This is a genomic window from Streptomyces sp. AP-93 (genome assembly GCF_022808175.1).
Taxonomy (GTDB): Bacteria; Actinomycetota; Actinomycetes; order Streptomycetales; family Streptomycetaceae; genus Streptomyces.
This window is the reverse complement of sequence record NZ_JALGBX010000028.1, coordinates 97,081-115,415: the sequence shown is the minus strand read 5'-3', so window position 1 is coordinate 115,415 and position 18,335 is coordinate 97,081. Positions and strand designations below refer to the sequence as shown.

The 18,335-nt window shown below is 73.3% G+C and carries 21 protein-coding genes and 1 pseudogene; 11 read left to right on the top strand and 11 right to left on the bottom strand.

Annotated features, from left to right (window positions below):
• The first annotated feature begins 140 nt into the window (after positions 1-140).
• The 3 genes from MTF69_RS35360 (at position 141) to MTF69_RS35350 (ending at position 2,369) form a co-directional block, all read left to right on the top strand.
• Positions 141-1,106 carry an NUDIX domain-containing protein gene (locus tag MTF69_RS35360; protein WP_243340469.1) on the top strand — a complete coding sequence of 322 codons (966 nt, stop codon included), beginning with the start codon at positions 141-143 and terminating at the stop codon, positions 1,104-1,106.
• A 54-nt stretch (positions 1,107-1,160) separates the two neighbouring features.
• On the top strand, positions 1,161-1,697 hold the full coding sequence (locus MTF69_RS35355) for an SRPBCC family protein (protein WP_243340468.1): 537 nt from the start codon (positions 1,161-1,163) through the stop codon (positions 1,695-1,697).
• Positions 1,698-1,850: 153 nt separating this feature from the next.
• Positions 1,851-2,369 carry a hypothetical protein gene (locus MTF69_RS35350; RefSeq protein WP_243340467.1) on the top strand — a complete coding sequence of 173 codons (519 nt, stop codon included), beginning with the start codon at positions 1,851-1,853 and terminating at the stop codon, positions 2,367-2,369.
• Positions 2,370-2,471: 102 nt separating this feature from the next.
• On the opposite strand, the gene MTF69_RS35345 is transcribed toward MTF69_RS35350, so the two are convergent.
• Both MTF69_RS35345 and MTF69_RS35340 read right to left on the bottom strand, forming a co-directional pair.
• Positions 2,472-3,974 (bottom strand): DEAD/DEAH box helicase, encoded by a 1,503-nt coding sequence (locus MTF69_RS35345; RefSeq protein WP_374324929.1) that lies wholly within the window; start codon positions 3,972-3,974, stop codon positions 2,472-2,474.
• 94 nt (positions 3,975-4,068) lie between these two features.
• Entirely contained in the window at positions 4,069-4,563 is a 495-nt protein-coding gene (locus tag MTF69_RS35340; protein WP_243340466.1) for a MarR family transcriptional regulator, read from the bottom strand.
• Between the two features lie 106 nt (positions 4,564-4,669).
• Between MTF69_RS35340 and MTF69_RS35335 the strand changes: the two genes are divergently transcribed.
• Complete coding sequence (locus MTF69_RS35335) at positions 4,670-5,038, top strand: HGxxPAAW family protein (RefSeq protein ID WP_243340465.1); 369 nt, start codon at positions 4,670-4,672, stop codon at positions 5,036-5,038.
• Here the strand turns inward: MTF69_RS35335 and MTF69_RS35330 are convergent.
• A complete protein-coding gene (locus tag MTF69_RS35330; protein ID WP_243340464.1) occupies positions 4,956-6,023 on the bottom strand; it encodes a 2-oxoglutarate and iron-dependent oxygenase domain-containing protein in 1,068 nt (355 codons plus the stop codon). The genes MTF69_RS35335 and MTF69_RS35330 overlap by 83 nt on opposite strands.
• A gap of 223 nt (positions 6,024-6,246) precedes the next feature.
• Here MTF69_RS35330 and MTF69_RS35325 point away from each other — a divergent pair, with 223 nt between their 5' ends.
• Together MTF69_RS35325 and MTF69_RS35320 are read left to right on the top strand one after the other, a co-directional pair.
• On the top strand, positions 6,247-6,453 hold the full coding sequence (locus tag MTF69_RS35325; RefSeq protein WP_243340463.1) for a cold-shock protein: 207 nt from the start codon (positions 6,247-6,249) through the stop codon (positions 6,451-6,453).
• 95 nt (positions 6,454-6,548) lie between these two features.
• Positions 6,549-7,076 carry a kinase gene (locus tag MTF69_RS35320; RefSeq protein WP_243340484.1) on the top strand — a complete coding sequence of 176 codons (528 nt, stop codon included), beginning with the start codon at positions 6,549-6,551 and terminating at the stop codon, positions 7,074-7,076.
• Positions 7,077-7,106: 30 nt separating this feature from the next.
• On the opposite strand, the gene MTF69_RS35315 is transcribed toward MTF69_RS35320, so the two are convergent.
• The gene (locus MTF69_RS35315; protein ID WP_243340462.1) at positions 7,107-7,694 is read right to left on the bottom strand and encodes a TetR/AcrR family transcriptional regulator; all 588 of its coding nucleotides are present in this window, start codon (positions 7,692-7,694) and stop codon (positions 7,107-7,109) included.
• Positions 7,691-8,044 (bottom strand): DUF1304 domain-containing protein, encoded by a 354-nt coding sequence (locus MTF69_RS35310; RefSeq protein ID WP_243340461.1) that lies wholly within the window; start codon positions 8,042-8,044, stop codon positions 7,691-7,693. Before MTF69_RS35310 ends, MTF69_RS35315 begins: the two co-directional genes overlap by 4 nt.
• A gap of 111 nt (positions 8,045-8,155) precedes the next feature.
• Between MTF69_RS35310 and MTF69_RS35305 the strand changes: the two genes are divergently transcribed.
• Together MTF69_RS35305 and MTF69_RS35300 are read left to right on the top strand one after the other, a co-directional pair.
• Entirely contained in the window at positions 8,156-9,190 is a 1,035-nt protein-coding gene (locus MTF69_RS35305; protein WP_243340460.1) for a BtrH N-terminal domain-containing protein, read from the top strand.
• Positions 9,156-9,530 (top strand): annotated as a pseudogene (locus MTF69_RS35300) (hypothetical protein); the annotation flags it as partial. The gene MTF69_RS35305 and the pseudogene MTF69_RS35300, both read left to right, overlap by 35 nt.
• 128 nt (positions 9,531-9,658) lie before the next feature.
• Here MTF69_RS35300 and MTF69_RS35295 read toward each other — a convergent pair.
• On the bottom strand, positions 9,659-9,997 hold the full coding sequence (locus tag MTF69_RS35295) for a co-chaperone YbbN (protein ID WP_243340459.1): 339 nt from the start codon (positions 9,995-9,997) through the stop codon (positions 9,659-9,661).
• A gap of 94 nt (positions 9,998-10,091) precedes the next feature.
• Between MTF69_RS35295 and MTF69_RS35290 the strand changes: the two genes are divergently transcribed.
• On the top strand, positions 10,092-10,361 hold the full coding sequence (locus MTF69_RS35290; RefSeq protein ID WP_243340458.1) for a hypothetical protein: 270 nt from the start codon (positions 10,092-10,094) through the stop codon (positions 10,359-10,361).
• 97 nt (positions 10,362-10,458) lie between these two features.
• On the opposite strand, the gene MTF69_RS35285 is transcribed toward MTF69_RS35290, so the two are convergent.
• Entirely contained in the window at positions 10,459-10,833 is a 375-nt protein-coding gene (locus MTF69_RS35285; RefSeq protein ID WP_243340457.1) for a hypothetical protein, read from the bottom strand.
• Between the two features lie 204 nt (positions 10,834-11,037).
• On the opposite strand from MTF69_RS35285, the gene MTF69_RS35280 reads away from it, so the two are divergent.
• Positions 11,038-11,397 carry a YciI family protein gene (locus MTF69_RS35280; protein WP_243340456.1) on the top strand — a complete coding sequence of 120 codons (360 nt, stop codon included), beginning with the start codon at positions 11,038-11,040 and terminating at the stop codon, positions 11,395-11,397.
• A gap of 109 nt (positions 11,398-11,506) precedes the next feature.
• Positions 11,507-12,736, top strand: a complete 1,230-nt coding sequence (locus MTF69_RS35275) for an RNA polymerase sigma factor (RefSeq protein ID WP_243340455.1) — start codon at positions 11,507-11,509, stop codon at positions 12,734-12,736.
• 31 nt (positions 12,737-12,767) lie between these two features.
• On the opposite strand, the gene MTF69_RS35270 is transcribed toward MTF69_RS35275, so the two are convergent.
• From MTF69_RS35270 to MTF69_RS35255, 4 genes are all read right to left on the bottom strand, one after another.
• The gene (locus MTF69_RS35270) at positions 12,768-14,252 is read right to left on the bottom strand and encodes a condensation domain-containing protein (protein WP_243340454.1); all 1,485 of its coding nucleotides are present in this window, start codon (positions 14,250-14,252) and stop codon (positions 12,768-12,770) included.
• Between the two features lie 154 nt (positions 14,253-14,406).
• The gene (locus tag MTF69_RS35265; RefSeq protein ID WP_243340453.1) at positions 14,407-14,805 is read right to left on the bottom strand and encodes a hypothetical protein; all 399 of its coding nucleotides are present in this window, start codon (positions 14,803-14,805) and stop codon (positions 14,407-14,409) included.
• 234 nt (positions 14,806-15,039) lie between these two features.
• Complete coding sequence (locus MTF69_RS35260) at positions 15,040-17,343, bottom strand: FtsX-like permease family protein (protein ID WP_243340452.1); 2,304 nt, start codon at positions 17,341-17,343, stop codon at positions 15,040-15,042.
• A complete protein-coding gene (locus tag MTF69_RS35255; RefSeq protein ID WP_243340451.1) occupies positions 17,340-18,134 on the bottom strand; it encodes an ABC transporter ATP-binding protein in 795 nt (264 codons plus the stop codon). Before MTF69_RS35255 ends, MTF69_RS35260 begins: the two co-directional genes overlap by 4 nt.
• Positions 18,135-18,335 lie beyond the last annotated feature (201 nt).

The following is an 18,335-nucleotide window of genomic DNA, read 5'->3' as shown; positions in this document are numbered from 1 at the left end:
CCCCGGCCCCGGCCCAAACCCCGGCCCCGGCCCAAACCCCGGCCCCGGCCCAAACCCCGGCCCCGGCCCAAACCCCGGCCCCGGCCCAAACCCCGCCCCCGGCCCAAACCCCGCCCCCGGCAGCGCGTCCGGGCACGTGGATGACCCCGGAGGAGTACGGGGCCTCCCGCGCCACCCTCTGGACCGGCGCGGTCGTCCTCGTCACCGATGTCGACGGGCGCGTCCTCGTCCAGAGCGTCGACTACCGCCCCGACCGGCTGCTGCCCGGCGGCGCGGTGGACGCCGGCGAGGCACCGGCCGCGGCGGCCGCCCGCGAGATGTACGAGGAGCTCGGAGTCGAGGGCCGCTACCCGCGCGGCCTCGCCGTCGACTGGATCCCGGCCGACGCGCCCGGCATGCCGCCCGGGATGGGGTTCCCCGGCGAGATCCTGCACGTCTTCGACGGCGGCACCTGGACCCGGGACCGCATCGACTCCGTCCGCCTCCCCGCGCAGGAGATCACCGGCATCCACTTCGCCGAGCCGGCCGAACTGCCCGCCCTGATGGACGCGGGCGACGCCCGCCGCGCCCTGTCCGCGCTGCGGGCCCGGATCAACGGAGGCGGCGCCGCCCTGCTGGAAGACGGCCGCCCCACCACCCCCACCGCCCTGGACCGGCTCGGCGTCCTGCGCAGCCGCCGCGTCCCGCTGCACGGCACCTGGCACCCGGGTCCGGCCCCCGCGCACCTGACGGCACGGGATCCCGCCGGCTGGCTCTTCGCGCCCGACGGACGCGTCCTGCTGCTCATCGCCCGCGCCACCGGCGCACCCCACCTCCCGCCCCCGACGGCGGGCCGGACCGCGGCCGCGCTCCCGCTCGGGTACCGGTACGCCGACCAGGGCGCCCACCCGCGCACGGCGGCCCGGCTGACGGCGCTGCCCCCGGGTCCGGACCCGGCGTACGCCCGGCTGCTGGCCACCCCCGAACAGGTCCGCGAGCTCAGCGACTGGGGCCCGGCGGGCCACGAGGAGCTCGCCGCCGTCCACGCCGCGCGCGCCCACCTCTCCCTCCCGTCGCCGCCCCGCACCCCACCGACGGAACTCCCCGCGGAGGGCTGCCACTGGTGAGCGCAGAGCGGCTCAATCCCCGGTCCGCGGGCCCCGGTCCCGCAGCATGAGGGGATGAGCGAGACTGCGATCACCTACACCGTGTACGTCCAGGCCGACCCCGCACGGGTGTGGCAGGCCCTGACCGAGCCCGCGTTCACCCGCCGCTACTGGGGACTCGACTTCGAGACCGACTGGCGGGTGGGCTCGACGATGGACTGGGTGGAGCGCGGGGCGCGGACGAGCGATCCGGAGCAGGTGGTGCTGGAGTGCGTACCGGAGCGGCTGCTCTCCTACACCTGGCACACCTTCACCCCGCAGTGGGCCGCCTCCGTCGGCATCGGCGAGGAGCTGCGCGCCGAGCTGGCCCGCGAGCGGCGCACGAAGGTGACGTACGAGATCGAACCGGTCGGTGACACGCTCGCGCGGCTCACCATCCTCCACGAGGGCTTCGAACCGGGCGGCACCCTCATCGGCATGTGCGGGCGTGCCTGGCCGATGCTGGCGTCCAGCCTCAAGACCCTCCTGGAGACCGGCGCCCCGCTCCCGGAGCAGGGGCACGCGAACGAACAGGGTTCCGGCGGCTACGAGACCCACGACCCGCGGGCCTGAAGCACCGGACGGGTCCCGCCGCAGCGGGGCTCCTCCGCGTCGGTGGCGCAGGTGGCGGCGGGCGATCCGTGCAGCGGCCCGGGTGTGAGGCCGCCGCGGGCTTGATGGCACCCTGACAACCTGACGTTCACCGGTGTCGTGTGGAATGGCCGCATGGGGAGAAGCGAGTACCAGATACGCCAGGGCGGCCCGACGGGCCGGACCGAGGGGACCGCGCCGACGGGTACGCCGTCCGAGCACTGGCGCTACACCCGGCACCTGGAGTCCCTGGCAGCCGTGTCCGGCGAGCCCGCCGAGGCCGAGGTCGTGGCCGCCGTCCTGCGCGATCCGGACCTGGTGATGGCCGAGAGCGCGGTCGTCACGCACCTCGACCGGCGGGCGGTCCGGCTGCTTGCCGACGAGGCCTTCCCCGCCTGGGCGCGGGCCATGGGCGAGGCCCTGGGCGGCCGCCACTTCGCTGCCCGCCGACTGCGCGAGTGGACCCTGCTGAAGGCCGTCACGCGGGGCGAGCCCTGGTCCGCGGCGGAGCTCCTCGCCGCCTCCGACTGGTGCCAGCGCACGGCGGCCCGGTCCCTGCACGCCGACGAGGCCCTGCGCCTGCTCGCCGCGGGCGCCCGGACCCGCCGGGTCCGCAACGCGGCGGCGCAGCGGCTGCTGCGGCGGGCCGCTTGAGCTCCTGACCCCGCGATGCGCGGGAGGGCCGGAACCGCACCCGCGGTCCCGGCCCTCCCGTCGTGCTGCTGCGTACCCGTCGGACGCTGCGTAACCCGTCGGCTACTTCGTACCCCGTCGCACCCGCGCCGCCGCGCGGGCCTCGGCGGCCTGCCGGGCCTCGATGGTCTTGCGGGACTCCTTGCCCTTGCCGGGCCGCCCGGGCCGGGTGCCGATCCCGCGGAAGCCGAGGTCCGAGCCCGAGGGCCGGCCCTTGGCGTCGGTGGCCGCGGCGCCGGCCAGCGGAACGCCGGACGGGGCCTTCGCACCGGTGATCCGGCTCAGCGCGGCCTCGCCGGAGCGGACCTGGGTGATGGTCGGCCGGATCTTGGCATCGGCCATCAGCCGGACGATGTCGCGCCGCTGGTTCGGGGTGACCAGGGTGACGACCTTGCCGGACTCGCCGGCCCGCGCGGTGCGGCCGCCCCGGTGCAGGTAGTCCTTGCTGTCGGCCGGCGGGTCCACGTTGACCACGAGGTCGAGGTCCTCGATGTGGATGCCGCGCGCGGCGACGTTGGTGGCGACCAGGACGTTCAGCAGACCGTCCTTGAACTGCCCCAGCGTCCGGGTGCGCTGCGGCTGCGACTTCCCGCTGTGCAGCCCCTCGGCGCGTACGCCCATCGCCCGCAGGTGCTTCACGAACTGGTCGACCCCGTGCTTGGTGTCCAGGAACATCAGCACCCGGCCCTCGCGCGCCGCGATCTCGGTCGCCGCCGAGACCTTGTCGGCGGCGTGGATGTGCAGCACGTGGTGGTCCATCGTGGACACCGAAGCGGACTGCGGGTCCACGGAGTGCCCGACCGGGTCCTTCAGGTACCGCTGGACCAGCTGGTCGACGTTGCGGTCCAGGGTGGCCGAGAACAGCATCCGCTGGCCGGCGTGGTGGCACTGGTCGAGGATCTCGGTGACCTGCGGCATGAAGCCCATGTCGCACATCTGGTCGGCCTCGTCGAGGACGACGATCTTCACGCGCTCCAGGTGCACGTCGCGCCGGCCGATGAGGTCGCTGAGCCGCCCCGGGGTGGCCACCACGATCTCGGCGCCGGTGCGCAGCGCGCCCGTCTGCTTGCCGATCGACAGGCCGCCGACGACCGTGGCCATGCGCAGCTTCAGGGCCTGCGCGTACGGGGCCAGGGCTTCGGTCACCTGCTGCGCCAGCTCGCGGGTCGGTACGAGGACCAGAGCGAGCGGCCGCTTCGGATCGGCCTGCTGACCCGCCGTACGGGCCAGCAGGGCCAGGCCGAAGGCGAGCGTCTTGCCCGAGCCGGTCCGCCCGCGGCCGAGGATGTCGCGGCCCGCCAGGGAGTTGGGGAGGGTCGCCGCCTGGATGGGGAACGGCTGGGCCACCCCCTGGTCGGCCATCGTCGTCACCAGCTCAGGGGGCAGGCCGAGCTCCGAGAAGGACTCCACCGGCGGCAGCGCCGGCGTGGTCGTCCGGGGCATCGAGTACTCGCCCTGGGGGCCGAGGGTCCGCGGGGTCTTTCCGCCGCCCTTCGCACCGCCCTTCGGGCTCGCCTTGGCTCCGGCCTTGATGCCGAAGCGCCCATGAGGTGACGGGTTCTTCATGCAGAACCTTCCGTGAGGCGTGTTTCAAATGTCTGGGCAAGATGTGCGTGAGTGCGACGCGAACGTCGCCAAAAGGCAAATTTTACCATCGGGGTTACGGGGCCACCGGCCCCAGTTCCCCGGCCCGTACCCGGTCCAGATGGGCGGTGACCTCGGCCGTCGCCCGCCCGAACCAGTCGGCGATGACGGCGATCTCGTCGGGGGTGTACTCGGCGAACACCGCGCCGAGCCGGGCGTAGAAGGGCTCGTAGACGGCGAAGATCCGCGCGGCGGCGGCCGGCTCCGCGACGACCCGTACCCGGCGCCGGTCGGCGGGATCGGGCTGCCGGCTCGCGTACCCGGCGCGCTCCAGCCGGTTGAGCACCCCGGTCACCGCGCCGGTGGTGAGGTTGGTCAGCTCGGCGAGGTCGCCCGCGCCGAGCGGGTCCTGACCGGCGCCCAGGATGTGGCCGAGGCAGGTCAGGTCGGTGACGTTCAGCCCCAGGAGCTGCGCCACCTCCTGCTGGCCGACGATGCCGAGGGCGACGTACCGGTCCATGCGCGTCAGCGCTTCCTGGACCGTGGCCGCGGGACGGGGCTTGCCGTGCACGCGGTTACTCCTTAGCATCTAAGTTACTTAGCTCGTGAGATAAATGGCTTTCTCCGTAAGAGAACGCCATTCGAGCCTACTGAACCGACGAAGCAGGGGGAGAACGATGAGCGCTCACGGCCACGTGGACCTCGGCCACACCGTGGCGGGCTGGACCGGCACGGCGATCGCCCTGGCGGGAAGCACGGCGGCGGGCGCGGCCCTGTGCGCCTCCTGGACTCCCGGCGTCTGGATCGGCCTGGGGGTCGTCGTCGCGGCGGGCATCACCACCTGGCTGCTGCACCTGGCCGGCTGGGGCAAGCCCAGCGGGCCCCGGCCGGAGAGCCAATGGGACTGGCGGGTCCGCGACACCGTCGCGCACAGCGGCCACGCCGACTGCCTCGGCTGCCGGCTCACCGGGCCGCGGCGAGGTGTCGCAGCAGCCCCTGGGCCTCGATCCGCCGCGTCGTTGCCCGCTGCGGATAGCAGCGCATGAACATCCGGGTGAAGTGTTCCCCGTAGTGGATCACCGCGGGCGCCGTGCCGCCGTCCCCGCCCTGCTGGGACCGTGCCGGATCGAGGGGGCGGATCCGGGCGCCGAAGCGCGCCTCGTGGAAGTAGGCGAGGGCGTACCGCTCCCGCTCCGCGAGCCGCACCCGGTGCGGGGTGGACAGCAGGGCGCCGCCGGTCATGAACTGGAGGATGTCCCCGGGGAACACCGTCAGCACCCGCGCCACGGGCCGTACGGGGGTCCAGCCTGGCCGGTGCTCGGCGAAGCCCGCCGTGCTCTCGCCCGGCAGCCAGTTGCTCGGGCGCTCCTCGCCCGCCACCGGAGGCCGTACGAAGAGCCTGCCCACCTCGTCCTGGGCGGCGATCACGAGGAGGCCGTAGTCGGTGTGGGCGCCGATCCCGCGCTCCGCGGTCCGCTCCGCGGCGGGGAAGCGCAGCACCCGCATGTGGTGCCAGCCGCCGCGCGTCAGCCCCGCGAGCCGGTCGATGCCCGCCGGTCCGAGGCCGAGCCCGAGGGCCACGAGTCGCAGCAGCCGCTCGCCGAGCCCGCCGACACCCGCCAGGTAGGCCTCCATGGCCGCGCGGTAGTCGGGGTCGGGCCAGGGGACCGGTCCGTGGCAGGGCAGGCCTGGGGCCGCGCCGTCGGGGATGTCGGGGATGCCGGGGATGTCGGGGGTGATGGTGAAGATCTCCGAGGCGTCCGGCCGGCCTGCCGTCACCTCCTCGCCCGAGGCGGTGTAGCCGCTGTACGAGGTGTCGTTGACGCACGCGGCCTTCTCCGCCGCGGGCCGGGCGAAGAACCGCCGGCTCGCCGCCAGCGCGGCCCGCGTGCGGGCCTCCTGCCGCCCGTCGGCGGCCACTTGGAAGATCCCGTCGCGCTGCCAGGCGCGGACCATCGCCCCGCCGAGCATGGTGTCCGCCGTCGTTCCCGTGATCCGCGCCGGCACCCGGAACGTCGCGAGCTCGCCCATGTCCGTCCCCTCTCGAAGACTCCTTCGGAGCGCCCCGCCGAGGGCCCTTCCCAGGGCCCGTGCGAAGGCCTGCTCCCCCGTTTCACGGACGGGACGGAGAAAAGTTCGAATATCCCGATGCACCCCGGTTGGCCGCGCTTGGCGTGTGCTCGAGCCGATCAATGGGCAGGATCGGGTCCGGCCGCGTGTGCGGCCGGTGGAACGTTGTGAAGGATCAGTACAGATGGCAACTGGCACCGTGAAGTGGTTCAACTCGGAGAAGGGCTTCGGCTTCATCCAGCAGGACGACGGCGGCCCCGACGTGTTCGTGCACTTCTCCGCCATTCAGACCACCGGCTTCAAGGAACTGGTGGAGGGCGCGAAGGTCGAGTACGACGTGACGCAGGGGCCGAAGGGACCCCAGGCGGAGCAGGTGGTCACCATCGGCTAGCACCGCTTCACGAGCCCAGCCCGTGACGGGGCCCCGCCGGATCTTCCGGCGGGGCCCTCGCACGTCCGGGGCGGACGGGTAGCGTGGGCCGGATGATGACCGGCACGCCGGACACCCGGCTGATCGTGCTGCGCGGCAACTCCGCCGCGGGCAAGTCCTCCGTGGCGGAGGGCATCCGCGACCGCCACGGGCGGGGCCTCGCGCTCGTGGGCCAGGACAACCTGCGCCGTGTCGTCCTGCGCGAGCGGGACACCCCCGGCGCGGCGAACATCGGGCTCATCGGCAGCGTGGCGCGCTACGCGCTGGACCACGGCTTCCACGTGATCGTCGAGGGGATCCTCCACGCGGACCGCTACGGTCCCATGCTCGACGCCCTGCGCCGGGCCCACCGCGGACCGACGCACTTCTACTACCTCGACGTGCCCTTCGAGGAGACCCTGCGACGGCACGCCGGCAAGCCGCAGGCGGAGGAGTACGGCGAGGCCGAGATGCGCGAGTGGTACCGGCCCCTCGACCTGCTGCCCGGCGACTGGGAGAGCGTCATCGAGGCGGAGCACTCGCTGGAGGACACCATCACCCGGGTCATGGCCGACACCGGGCTGGCGGCGGCGGAGGGGGCGTAGGTCCGTCCCACTCGTGGCGCCTTGCGGGGATCACCCCGCCCGGTGCAGGGCTACGAGGAGCAGCCAGATCCGGTCGGCCAGCCGGTCCGGGTCCGCCAGGTCGGCGGGCAGTGCGCCGTGCAGCCAGTCCGCGAGCACGGCGGTGAAGGTGGCGGCCACGGCCGAAGCGACCAGTTCGGGGCGCGGCGCGCCCACCGCGGCGCGTTCGGCGCGGCTGCGCTCGCGCAGCTCCCGGTACAGGCGTTCGCCGAGCGGGCCGCCGCCGCCCGGCAGGAGCAGGGTGCGGTAGAGCGGGGCCCGGCCGGCCGCGTCGCCGAGGAAGGCGGCCAGCGCGCCCGGGGGGCGGGCCGGGGGAGCCGCTGACGGGTCTGTCTGCCAGGCGTGCAGGGCGTCGACCGCCGCGTGCACGACGTCGGCGCACGCGTCCACCGCGAGCGCGGTGAGGTCCTCGTAGTGCAGGTAGAACGTGGCCCGGCCGACGCCCGCCCGGCGGACCACCGCCGAGACGCTGACCTCGGCGAGCGGCCGGTCCGCGCACTCGGCGAGGAGGCCCTCGCGCAGCCGGGCCTTGGTGCGGGTGGTGCGAGGGTCGGTGCGGGGGTCCGTGCGGGAGGTCATCCGGCGAGGAGGGCCGCGCCCAGGGCGAGGGCGCCGGGCAGGGCCTGGGCGAAGAGGATGCGGCGGTTGGCGGTCGCGGCCCCGTAGACCCCGGCGACGATCACGCAGACGAGGAAGAAGATCTGCGTGGCGAGCGAGTCGATGACGAGGGACCAGACCAGGCCGGCGGCGAGGAATCCGTTGTAGAGGCCCTGGTTGGCGGCGAGCGGGGCGGTCAGGCGGGCCGTGTCGGCGTCGAATCCGGACAGGGCCCGGCCGGGCGGCCGCTGCCACAGGAACATCTCCAGGACCAGGAAGTATGCGTGCAGCGCGGCGACGAGGCCGATGAGGATCGTTGCGACCGTCTGCACGGCCACCTCCCTGGGGCGGGGTGAGTGGAGAGCGGCCCCTCCGACTTCCTGGACAACTGTACAGGAAGTCCGGTCGCGGCCGACGGTCCGCGGCGCGGCTACGCTGACCGCATGACTGCGCACGTATATGAAGACTTCGCCCCCGGACGCCACCGCGAGGCCACGCTGATCCGGCACGCCCTCGGCAGCGTTCACGAAGAGGCCCTGGTCGCGGGCCTGGCGGGCGGTATCGGCTTCATGTACTTCGTGTTCGAGTACGCCGGCCGGCCGCCGATGCCGACGATCGTCGCCCAGGCCCACCCAGACCCCTGGGTCCAGGTCGCCCTGACCCGCCTGCGCATCCCGTACGAGGCCACGCGCAGTGCCAAGCCCCGCTGGAACCGGGTCGAGGCCGCGCTCGACGCCGGGGCCCCGGTGTTCTGCACCGTCGACCGCTCCGCCCTGCCCTGGCACGGGCCCGCGCCGATGGCCGAGCTGGCCGCGGCCGATCCCTACGTGGTGGCCGTGGTCGGCTACGACGGGGACACCTACTTCGTCGACGACCCGGCGGCCGGTCTGGACGGGGCCGGGGGCGCGTACGCGATCGGCCGCGAGGAATTCGGTGCGGCCTGGTCCGGGCACAAGAAGGGCCGCCACCAGATGGTGGTGACCACCGGGAAGCCCGCCGGCGAGCCCGACCTGGACGCGGCGATCGCCGCCACGGTCTCCCGCCTCACCGGGCCGGTGCTCGGCAACCACTTCGACGTCAACTTCGGCTTCTCCGGCATGGAGAAGTTCGCCGGGCAGCTGCGCGACACCATTACCAAGACCGGCTGGGGGCGCCGCTTCGCCACGCCCGAGGCCTTCGCGCTGGGTACGCAGCGGCTGCACGCCTGCCTGGAGGAGGAGTGGACCGCCCCGGGCGCCACCCGGCCGCTGTACGCGGACTTCCTGGACCTCGCAGGCCACGGGGAGGCGGGAGCGCTCTTCCGTGACTCCGGGCGGCAGTGGTCGCGGCTCGCGGAGCTGGCCCGTACGGCCGACCCCGAGGCGGACGCCGCGGGACGGCGGGACCTCTTCGATGCCTGCGCCGGGCTCGTGGACGACGCCCTGGTGCTGGAGCGACAGGCGGCTGGACTGCTGCCGCAGGCCACGCCCGCGGAGTAACAGTCCGGCCTCGAAGTCGGCACAGACCTCCCGCGTGGTCTCTCGGTGCGGGTCGGCATGGCGTCGCATCGAGTTCCTCGCTGTTCTTCCCGCGCAGGCCGCGCAAGCGGTACTCAAGACCTACTTCCAGGCGTGGAAGAACTGCTGGGACGGCCGCGCCGACGCGCCCGATTTCAAGGGGCGGTTCCGCACGGTGATGTCCGTGGACATTCCTCAGGGCCGGGACCTGAACATCACCCGGGTGCACCGCCGCTGGGGCATGGCCAATGTCCCCAAGGTGGGCCGGGTCCGTTTCCGGTGGGCCAAGGACCTGCCCGTCGGCAAGTACGCGGACGGGGAGAAGAGCCCGCTGCCGCGAGGTAAGCAGGAATCTCCCGGCTTCAGCCCTCCTCGCGTGACCGCCGACACCGGGCAGGCGCGCGCGGCATCCCACAGCAGCGGCTCGTAGGCCGCCGCTCGGAGGAGCACTCAGAGGCGGGCGTCGAGGAACGTCCGGAACTCCTCGGCCGTCATCGGCCCGGCCTGGGTCGCCAGTACCTCGCCGCCCGCGATGAGGACGGCTGTCGGGGCCCCCGTCACCTCGTACCGCTTGGTCTGCGCGGGGCAGCGGGTGATGTCCACGCGCACCGCAGTCAGCCGTGACCCGTACTCCTGCGCCAGTGCGGCGACGACCGTGTCCATCGCGCGGCAGGGCTCCAGGGCCTTCGGCCAGCTCCCGCAGAAGTAGGCGAGCACCGGCCCGTCCGTCATGCCGAGGATGAAGTCGAACTCCTGGTCCTCCAGTGGCTGGTGTACCCGACGTGCCATGGATGGTGCTCCGCTTCGTGTGCCGTGCGATCCGAACGGCTCCCATCATCGCCGCTCAGGCCCGTTGTCAGTGCCGTCTGTGAAGCTGACCGGTATGGACGACAGGATGCTCCGGCGCCGGGTCTACGGCGCCGACCACGACGACCCCGACCCGGGTCCGCTCCCGGGGCACGCCTACGGAGAGCTCGTGGGCGGTCCCCTCGACGGACTGCTGCTCGACATCACGGGCTGGAGCGCCCCGCAGCTCGCCGAAGAGGCACGGCTCCCCACGGAGATAGGGCGTTACGGGCCGGGCGGCCGGGCCCACTACCGCCGCCGCGCGGCCGATCCCGGTCACTGGGACTGGACGGGCGACAGCCGCTGACGCCGGGGCGGAGGGGTGCCGGGGCAGGCAGGCCCGTCGGGGGTTCACGTCGGGGTGCCGGGCCGTCGGGCCGTCGGGCCGCCCTGTCCGGGTGGCCTCAGCCGGCCGCGGTCCGGCCGACCTTGCGGGCCCACAGCACCAGCGGGACCTGGAGCGGCAGCCGGGCCAGCGCCACGGTCCGCAGGGCGGGGGAGCGGTGGCGGGCGTCGGCGGCCATCTTGACGTTCGCGGGGAACACGCCGACGAAGAACGCCGCCGTCGCCAGCGCCGCGACCCGACGGGTGCGCGGGTGGGCCACCCCGGCCGCCAGCGCGAGCTCCGCCACGCCGCTCGCGTACGTCCACTGGCGCGGGCTGCCGGGCAGCGAGCGCGGCACGGTCGCGTCGAACTGCTTGGGGGCGACGGCGTGCGCCACCGCCGCGCCCGCCAGCAGGCCGGCGAGCAGGAGCGGCGAGGAAGGTGTGCGCGGCATCGGGGATCCTCTCGGAGGGGCCAGGGCCCGGCGATCTTACTCGCCGGTAGCCCGGTGTGGGGCGGCGACCTGAATCTCCGCCGCCGCGCGCGTCCCGAAAATCTCCGAAGATTTTTCCGGGAAGCTGTCGATCCCGGCGTCTCCCGTTCGACGCAGGGGTGAGAGGCGGGGAACGCCCCCGTCCTCCACCACCGAGGAGTCACCATGCCGCGCTTCCTTTCGCTCATCCGCATCGACGAGCAGAGCCTCACCCCCGACACCCCCTTCCCGGCCGACTTCAACGACCGCATGGGCGCGCTCATGGAGGAGATCACCAAGGCCGGGGTCATGCTCGACACCGCCGGTCTGCTCCCCACCTCCGAGGGCACCCGGGTCACCTGGTCCGGCGGGAAGCTCAGCTACACCGACGGGCCCTTCACCGAGACCAAGGAGGTCATCGGCGGGTACGCCCTCATGCAGTGCAAGGACAAGGACGAGGCGCTGGAGTGGACCAAGCGCTTCCTGGAGATCCACCCCGAGAACTGGACGGTCGGCGCCGAGCTCCGTCAGCTCGACGGAAGCTGACGGCCGGCGCCGCTCCGCTCCGTCCCGCGCCGCGCCGTCCCGCTCCGCTCCGTCCCGCGCCGTTTGCCCTGCCTCGTCACGGCTGCTCTGATGGGTAGCCGTGACGGCAGTGAGTACGACCCGAGCGGTCGAAGCGGTGTTCAGGATCGAGTCCGCGCGGATCATCGCGGGCGTCGCCCGGATCGTGCGCGACCTCGGCATCGCCGAGGAGATCACCCAGGACGCGCTCGTCGCGGCCCTGGAGCAGTGGCCGGACTCCGGGGTGCCCGACAAGCCGGGGGCCTGGCTGATGGCCACCGCCAAACACCGGGCCGTCGACCTCGTCCGCCGCAAGGAGACCTACGCGCGCAAGCTCGCCGAGGTGGGCCGCACCCTGGAGGACGTCCCGCCGCCCGAGGAGGAGGGCGCCCTCGCGGACCCCGAGTCCATCGACGACGACCTGCTGCGGCTGATCTTCACCGCCTGCCACCCCGTACTCGCCACCGATGCCCGGATCGCCCTGACCCTGCGGCTGATGGGCGGGCTGACGACCCAGGAGATCGCCCGCGCCTTCCTCTGCCCCGAACCGACGGTCGCCCAGCGGATCGTCCGGGCGAAGCGGGCGCTCGCGAAGGCGGGAGTGCCCTTCGAAGTCCCGTACGGAGCCGACCGCGACGAGCGCCTCGCCTCCGTCCTGGAGGTCATCTACCTCATCTTCAACGAGGGCTACTCGGCCACGGCCGGCGACGACCTCGTCCGCCCCGCCCTGTGCGAGGACGCCCTGCGCCTCGCCCGGGTCCTGGCCGGGCTGATGCCCAAGGAGCCCGAGGTGCACGGCCTGGCGGCGCTGCTGGAGTTCCAGGCCTCGCGGATCGCCACCCGCACCGGCCCGGACGGGGAGCCGGTGCTCCTCGCCGACCAGAACCGGTCCAAGTGGAACCGCCTGCTGATCCGTCGCGGCGTCGAAGCCCTGCACCGGGCGGGCGCCGGACCCTACTCGCTCCAGGCCGCCATCGCCGGCTGTCACGCCGACGCCGTCCGCTACGAGGACACCGACTGGCCCACCATCGCCGCCCTCTACGGACGGCTCGTCCTGCTGATCCCGTCACCGGTGATCGAGCTCAACCGGGCTGTCGCCGTCTCGATGGCCGAGGGCCCGGCCGCAGCGCTCCCCCTGGTCGACGCCCTGACGGCGGAACCGGCCCTGCGCTCCTACCATTTGCTGCCGAGCGTACGGGGAGACCTGCTGGAGCGGCTCGGCCGCCCGGCGGAGGCCCGCGCGGAGTTCGAACGCGCCGCCTCGCTCACCCGCAACGCCCGGGAACAGGCCCTGCTGCACGCCCGCGCGGCCCGCCTCTGAGGCGCGTGGTCGGGCGGCGCGCCGGCCGGGATCAGCCGCGGCGGGCGAACGCCGCCACGTCGAGCGGGGTCGGCTCGGGCCGGCGCGGCGGGGTCAGCGCGATGGGGCGGCGGAGCGAGCCGTGGCGGGCGATCTCCCGGACCGTCTCGCGCAGGGCCTCCAGGAAACCGTCCATGGTGCGGCGGGCGGCGGGGGTGTCCGAGTAGATCGAGTTCATGTGCAGCCCGTCCGCGTCCCGCTGGAACCAGGAGCAGGCGCCGTTCGCCTGGGCCGACCACACGTGGGAGGTGGGCCGCCAGTCCTCGTGCCGCTCGGCGCCCGGGCACTTGCGCATGTCGATGTACGAGAAGAAGTTCACCGGGTACGGCCAGGAGCGGGCGGCGAACTCGCGGGGCGCGAGCAGCTCCCAGGCCCGGACGAACGGTACGTCGATATGGCCGATCATCTCGTTGAAGCCGGCCCGTACCGAGGACATGACCTGCTCGAAGTCCCGGCCCGGCGAGGCGTCGAACTCGATGGGCATGGTGTTGACGAACCAGCCCACCGAGTTGCCCCACCCGGCCCGGCCGCGCTCGCTCACCGGCATGAACCCCCGGTAGACCCCCGGCCCGCCCGCCTCGCGCAGGCAGACCGCGACGGCGGCGAGCACGCCCATGAACGGCTTGCCGTCGACCGCCAGGCACGCCTTCTCGAAGACCTCCGCCTCGGCGGCGTCCAGCAGCGGGGAGGCCTCGTTCACGATCGAGTACATCCGGCCCGGTTCGACACCCAGTTCGAGGGGGAAGCGCGGGAAGAACTCGTCACCGCCGCTCGCCATGAACTCCTTCCAGTAGCCGAGCCGTTCGTCGTCCGCGTCGATGGAGAGGTAGCGGGCCCGCTGTTCCTCGGCGAAGTCGAGATAGCTCGGCGCGGGTGCCGGGTCGGGCAACTCGCCGCGGCGCAGGGCCTCGTAGCCGCTCTCGACCTCCTGGACCACGATCGGCATCGACAGGCCGTCGCAGACGATGTGGTCGAAGGCCAGGTACACGGTCGCCGAGTCCTCGCGCAGTACGGCGCCCATGGTGAACAGCGGCCAGGACAGCGTGTCGATGCTCCGCTTGAACCGCTCCACCAGGAAGCGGGTCAGTTCCTCGGTGCGGTCGAAGTCGGCGACCGGAACGGTGTCCAGGGCCAGTTCGGCGGCGGGGATCGGGGCGCACGCCAACTCCCCGGCCAGGCGTTGGAATTCGCAGCGCAGTACTTCATGGCGGCGTACGAACGCCAGCAGGGAGCCGGTCAGGGCGTCCTCGTCCAGCGGACCCGTGACCTCGAAGGTGACGGCGATCCACGACGCGGTCGGATCGTCGGCCGCGCGGCTCTCCTCGGCGACGGTGAAGTGCTTGTCCTGGTTGAAGGAGGCCCTCCTGTCCGCCGCGCCGTCCGGGCCGGGGGACTGCACCCCGGCCGTGGACCGCAACCGCCACTCGACGACCCGGCCGGGTGCCATGTGGTGCATCTCCAGAGGAAACTGCCGCATTCCGTCATCCCTTCGACCCCCGAGTCAACCCCGAGCGCCTAACGACACCCGGGCCACGGAAGTGACGCGCGCCATGGGGTTCACCGGGAGGCGCGCCGCGCGGACCGGGGCACGTGCCCCGGCGCCCGGTTCGGACGGCCGGTCCCCGCCGGGCTCACCGCAGGCGGCTCAGGAGGGCGCGCAACCCCCTCGGGCGCGGGACCCCCTGCTCATCGGGGAGACCGGGCCCATCGGGGCGATCGGGTGCGTCCGGGCCGATGCTCTCGTCGACGGCGTCCGCGAGGCGGGCCAGGAACGCGCGGAACTCGGCCTCGTCGTACGGGCGCCATCCCGGATACGGCTCGAACGCCGAGGCGAGCACCGCGTCGGAGGCGACCGCCGCGCGCAGGCCCGCCGCCTGCCGGCGCAGCGGTTCGTCGCTGATGGGGCTCACCCGCAGGGCGACGGCGTAGTGCCGGACCAGATCGTCGTCGAGCGCCGAACCGTCGCTGTGGAACATCGCGTTGTACAGAATGCCGTTGACCAGTCCGGTCACCCACGGCTCGACCGCCATCTCAACCCTTCTCTCTCCCTGCCCGCACTCTGGCAGACTCGGCCCATGTCCGCCTCCTCGCCCCCGGCCGCTACACGATGACCGCCGCCCCGGCCCCGCACCTGCTGCGCCTGGTCCACCCGCGCTCCGGGCACATCGAGAGCTGGTATCCCGAAGAGGAGCTCACCCGACGAGGCGGCCCGGAAACGGCGCACTGGCTGAACGGGCTCCCGAGGTGCGCCTCAGCCTAGGGGGCTACTCGGTGTGCAGGGCCGTGGCGATGGTCATCCGGGCCGCCGAGCGGGCCGGGATCAGCGCGCCCAGGACGGCGATCGCGACCCCCGCGCACAGCATTCCGGCGAGCTGCGGTGCGTGCCAGACGTCCTTCATCGACTCGGGGAAGACGACGATGCCCACGTTGTCCACGACGAGCCGGTGCGCGACGATCCCGAGGGGGATCCCGAGCAGCCCGCCGGCCAGGCCGAGTCCGGTCACCGAGGTCACCGTCATCGCGACCACCTGGCGCGGGGTCATGCCGATCGACTTGAGCATGCCCAGGTCGCGGCGGCGGTCGCGGGTGTTCAGCAGCACGGTGTTGAAGACGCCGAGCGAGGCGACGAGGGTCAGGATGACCGAGAACACCGAGGAGAAGCCGATGACCGTGGTGGTGGCGGCGTTGACCGAGTAGCCCACCCCGGAGTCCAGTCCGGGGTCGGTCGCGTCGACGGCGTCCGCGTAGGCGCGGGCGTCCGCCCCCGGGGCGAGCCGGACCGCGTAGTCGACCGCGCGGCTGTCCGGGGCGAGTCGGACGAGCGTCTCCCACGTGGATTCCAGGGAGCGTGCGTCGCTGTCGATCAGCTGGCCGACGACGGTCGCGGCCGCCCGCTTCCCGTTGGCCTCCAGGGTGACCCGGTCGCCGACCGCCAGCCCGCGTTCCGTGAGGAATGACGGGCCGGCCGCGATCTCGCTGGGTCCGCTGGGCGGCCGGCCTTCCACGAAGGCCTCGGTTGGGGACGGGCTCCCCCGGTAGAAGTTCCCGAACGCGGGTTGCGCGTACCCGACCAGGCCGACCTGGATCAGCCCGCGCGCCTGTACCTCCTGCGCACCGAGCGACCGCAGCCGCTCCTCGATCTGCGCGTCGCTCAGTAGGGGTTTGACGGGGTTGTTGCCTTGGCCGCCGACGAGGACGTTGACCACCGGGCCGCCGGGGCCGCGGCCGGTCTGTGCGTACGAGACCATCGTGCTGGTCAGACCGGTCGCCAGGGTCACCGTGGTGACACCGAGGACGATGGCGGCCATGGTCATGAAGGCGCGGACGGGGCGGGCGAACGGGTGGCCGAGGCCCAGGCTGACGGAGCGCGGGAGGCGAGAGGAGGCGAGCGCGCGCTGGACGCGCAGCCCGCGCCCGGTGCGGGGCGCGCCGCCTGCGCTGATGGCCTGCGCGGCCGGCAGTCGGTGCGCGCGCAGGGCCGGTACGAGCGCGGTCAGCACGACGAGGGCGGGCATCCCGGCCAGGCACGCGACGCTGAGCCAGGGGGAGACGGTGCCCACGCCGGCCATCCCCGTCTCGATGCCGGAGAACGCGATCTGCAGGATGGGCGCGGCCAGGGCGTTGCCGAGCAGGGTGCCCAGGGCGCAGCCGGCCACGGCGGGTACCGAGACCATCGTCAGGTAGACGGCGACGACCTGGTTCGGAGTGAAGCCGATGGCTTTGAGCACGCCGATGTGCCGGCTGCCGGAGACCACGGCGCCGCTGACCACGTTCGCGACGATCAGGGAGGAGACGAGCAGGCCGAGGACGCCGAAGAGGGCGATGAAGGGCAGGTAGGCGTCCGCCCGGGCGGAGAAGGCCTTCTTGAGGGTGAGGTAGGTTTGCGCGGCCGTCACCGAGTCCGCGGGAAGTCCGTCCGTGGCCCGGGCGAGAGAGTCGCGCAGTTGGGCGCCGGTGGCCGAGCCGGTGAAGCGGTACAGCATCTGCGTGGACGTGGGGTGGAGGGCCGCGGCCTGTTCGGGCGTCACCCAGGCGGCGGCCGACTGGCTCATGCTCGTCGCGAAGCCCACGACGGTGAGCGTCGGGAGGCCGCGTACCTCCAGCTTCGTGCCGAGGAGACCGGCGTCCGGGGTGCCGTTGGTGGACCAGTTCACGACGATCTCGCCGGGCGCCTCGACCCAGCGCCCCTGCCGCATCCGGACGCGGTCCACCGGCCCGGCAGGATCGGCGCGGCCCACCACCGTGAGGGGGCCCGGCGGACTCCCGATCCAGTCCGTGGGCACGTCGATGACGGCCTGCGCGAACGGGCCTGCCGCGGCCGCGACCCCGGTGCGGTGCGCCGTCTGCGCGAGCCGGGCATCGGAGACCTTGGCCGGGTCGTACGTGGCCACGGTGTGCGCGCCGCGCTGCGCGGAGTACGCCGTGTCGAAGGGGTCCGAGGCGGCGGCGAGCAGGCCGAGCGCGAGCAGGACGGTCGCGGTGGAGCAGAGGACGACGAGGCCGATGACGAAGGTCTGGACCCTGCGGCGCTTCACGGCGGCCCGGGAGGCGCGCCACACGGCGCTCATGCGGAACGCTCCAGGGATTCGCCGGCCACGGTTTCGGCGGCGACGGTTTTGCCGTCCACGGTTTCGGCGGCGACGGTTTCGCCGTCCAGGGCGCGTTCGCGGGCGACGCGGCCGTCGGCCATCTTGACGAGGCGGCCGGCGCAGCGGGTCGCCAGGTGCGGGTCGTGGGTGACGATCAGCAGGGTCTGGCCTATCTGGTTGAGGTCGATCAGCAGGTCCATCACCTGCTCGCCGGAGCGGCTGTCGAGGGCGCCGGTCGGCTCGTCGGCGAGGAGGAGCGCCGGACGGTTCATCAGGGCGCGGGCCACACCGACGCGTTGGCGTTCGCCGCCGCTGAGCATCGTCGGGTAGTTGTTGCGGCGGTCGGCGACCCCGAGCTCGTCGAGGAGTTCCAGGGCGCGGCGGCGGGCCTGGCGGGCGGAGGTGCCGGTGAGCTGGGCGGCCAGGGCGACGTTGTCGAGGGCCGGCAGGTCGTCGATGAGGTTGAAGAACTGGAAGATCATGCCGACGTCGCGGCGGCGGTAGAGGGCGAGGCCGGTCTCCGTCAGGCCGCCGAGGTCCTGGCCGTGCACGCTGATCGTTCCGGCGGTCGGACGGTCCAGGCCGGCCACCATGTTCAGCAGCGTGGACTTCCCGCAGCCGGAGGGGCCCATCACGGCGACGGCTTCGCCCCGGCGGATCTCCAGGGACAGGGCGTCGAGGGCCAGGGTGTCGCCGTATTCCTTCGATACGCGGTCCAGTCGGACGACGACCTGGGGGGCGCTGCCGGCGCTGTCGTGATGAGGTGTCATGGCACGAACCTAGAAGGCCGGTCGGACGCCCGGCGTCACCCCCGGGATGTAAAGGGGAGCCCGCGTCATCCTGGGGATGTACGCGGGGACAGCACCGGGAGGGTGATGTGGACTACGCGGGATGCCTGCGAGGGTCGGGTAGGAGAATCTTGGAAGAGTGGGAACTGTGCGGACCACGGGCGCGGGGGAGGGGGAGTTGCT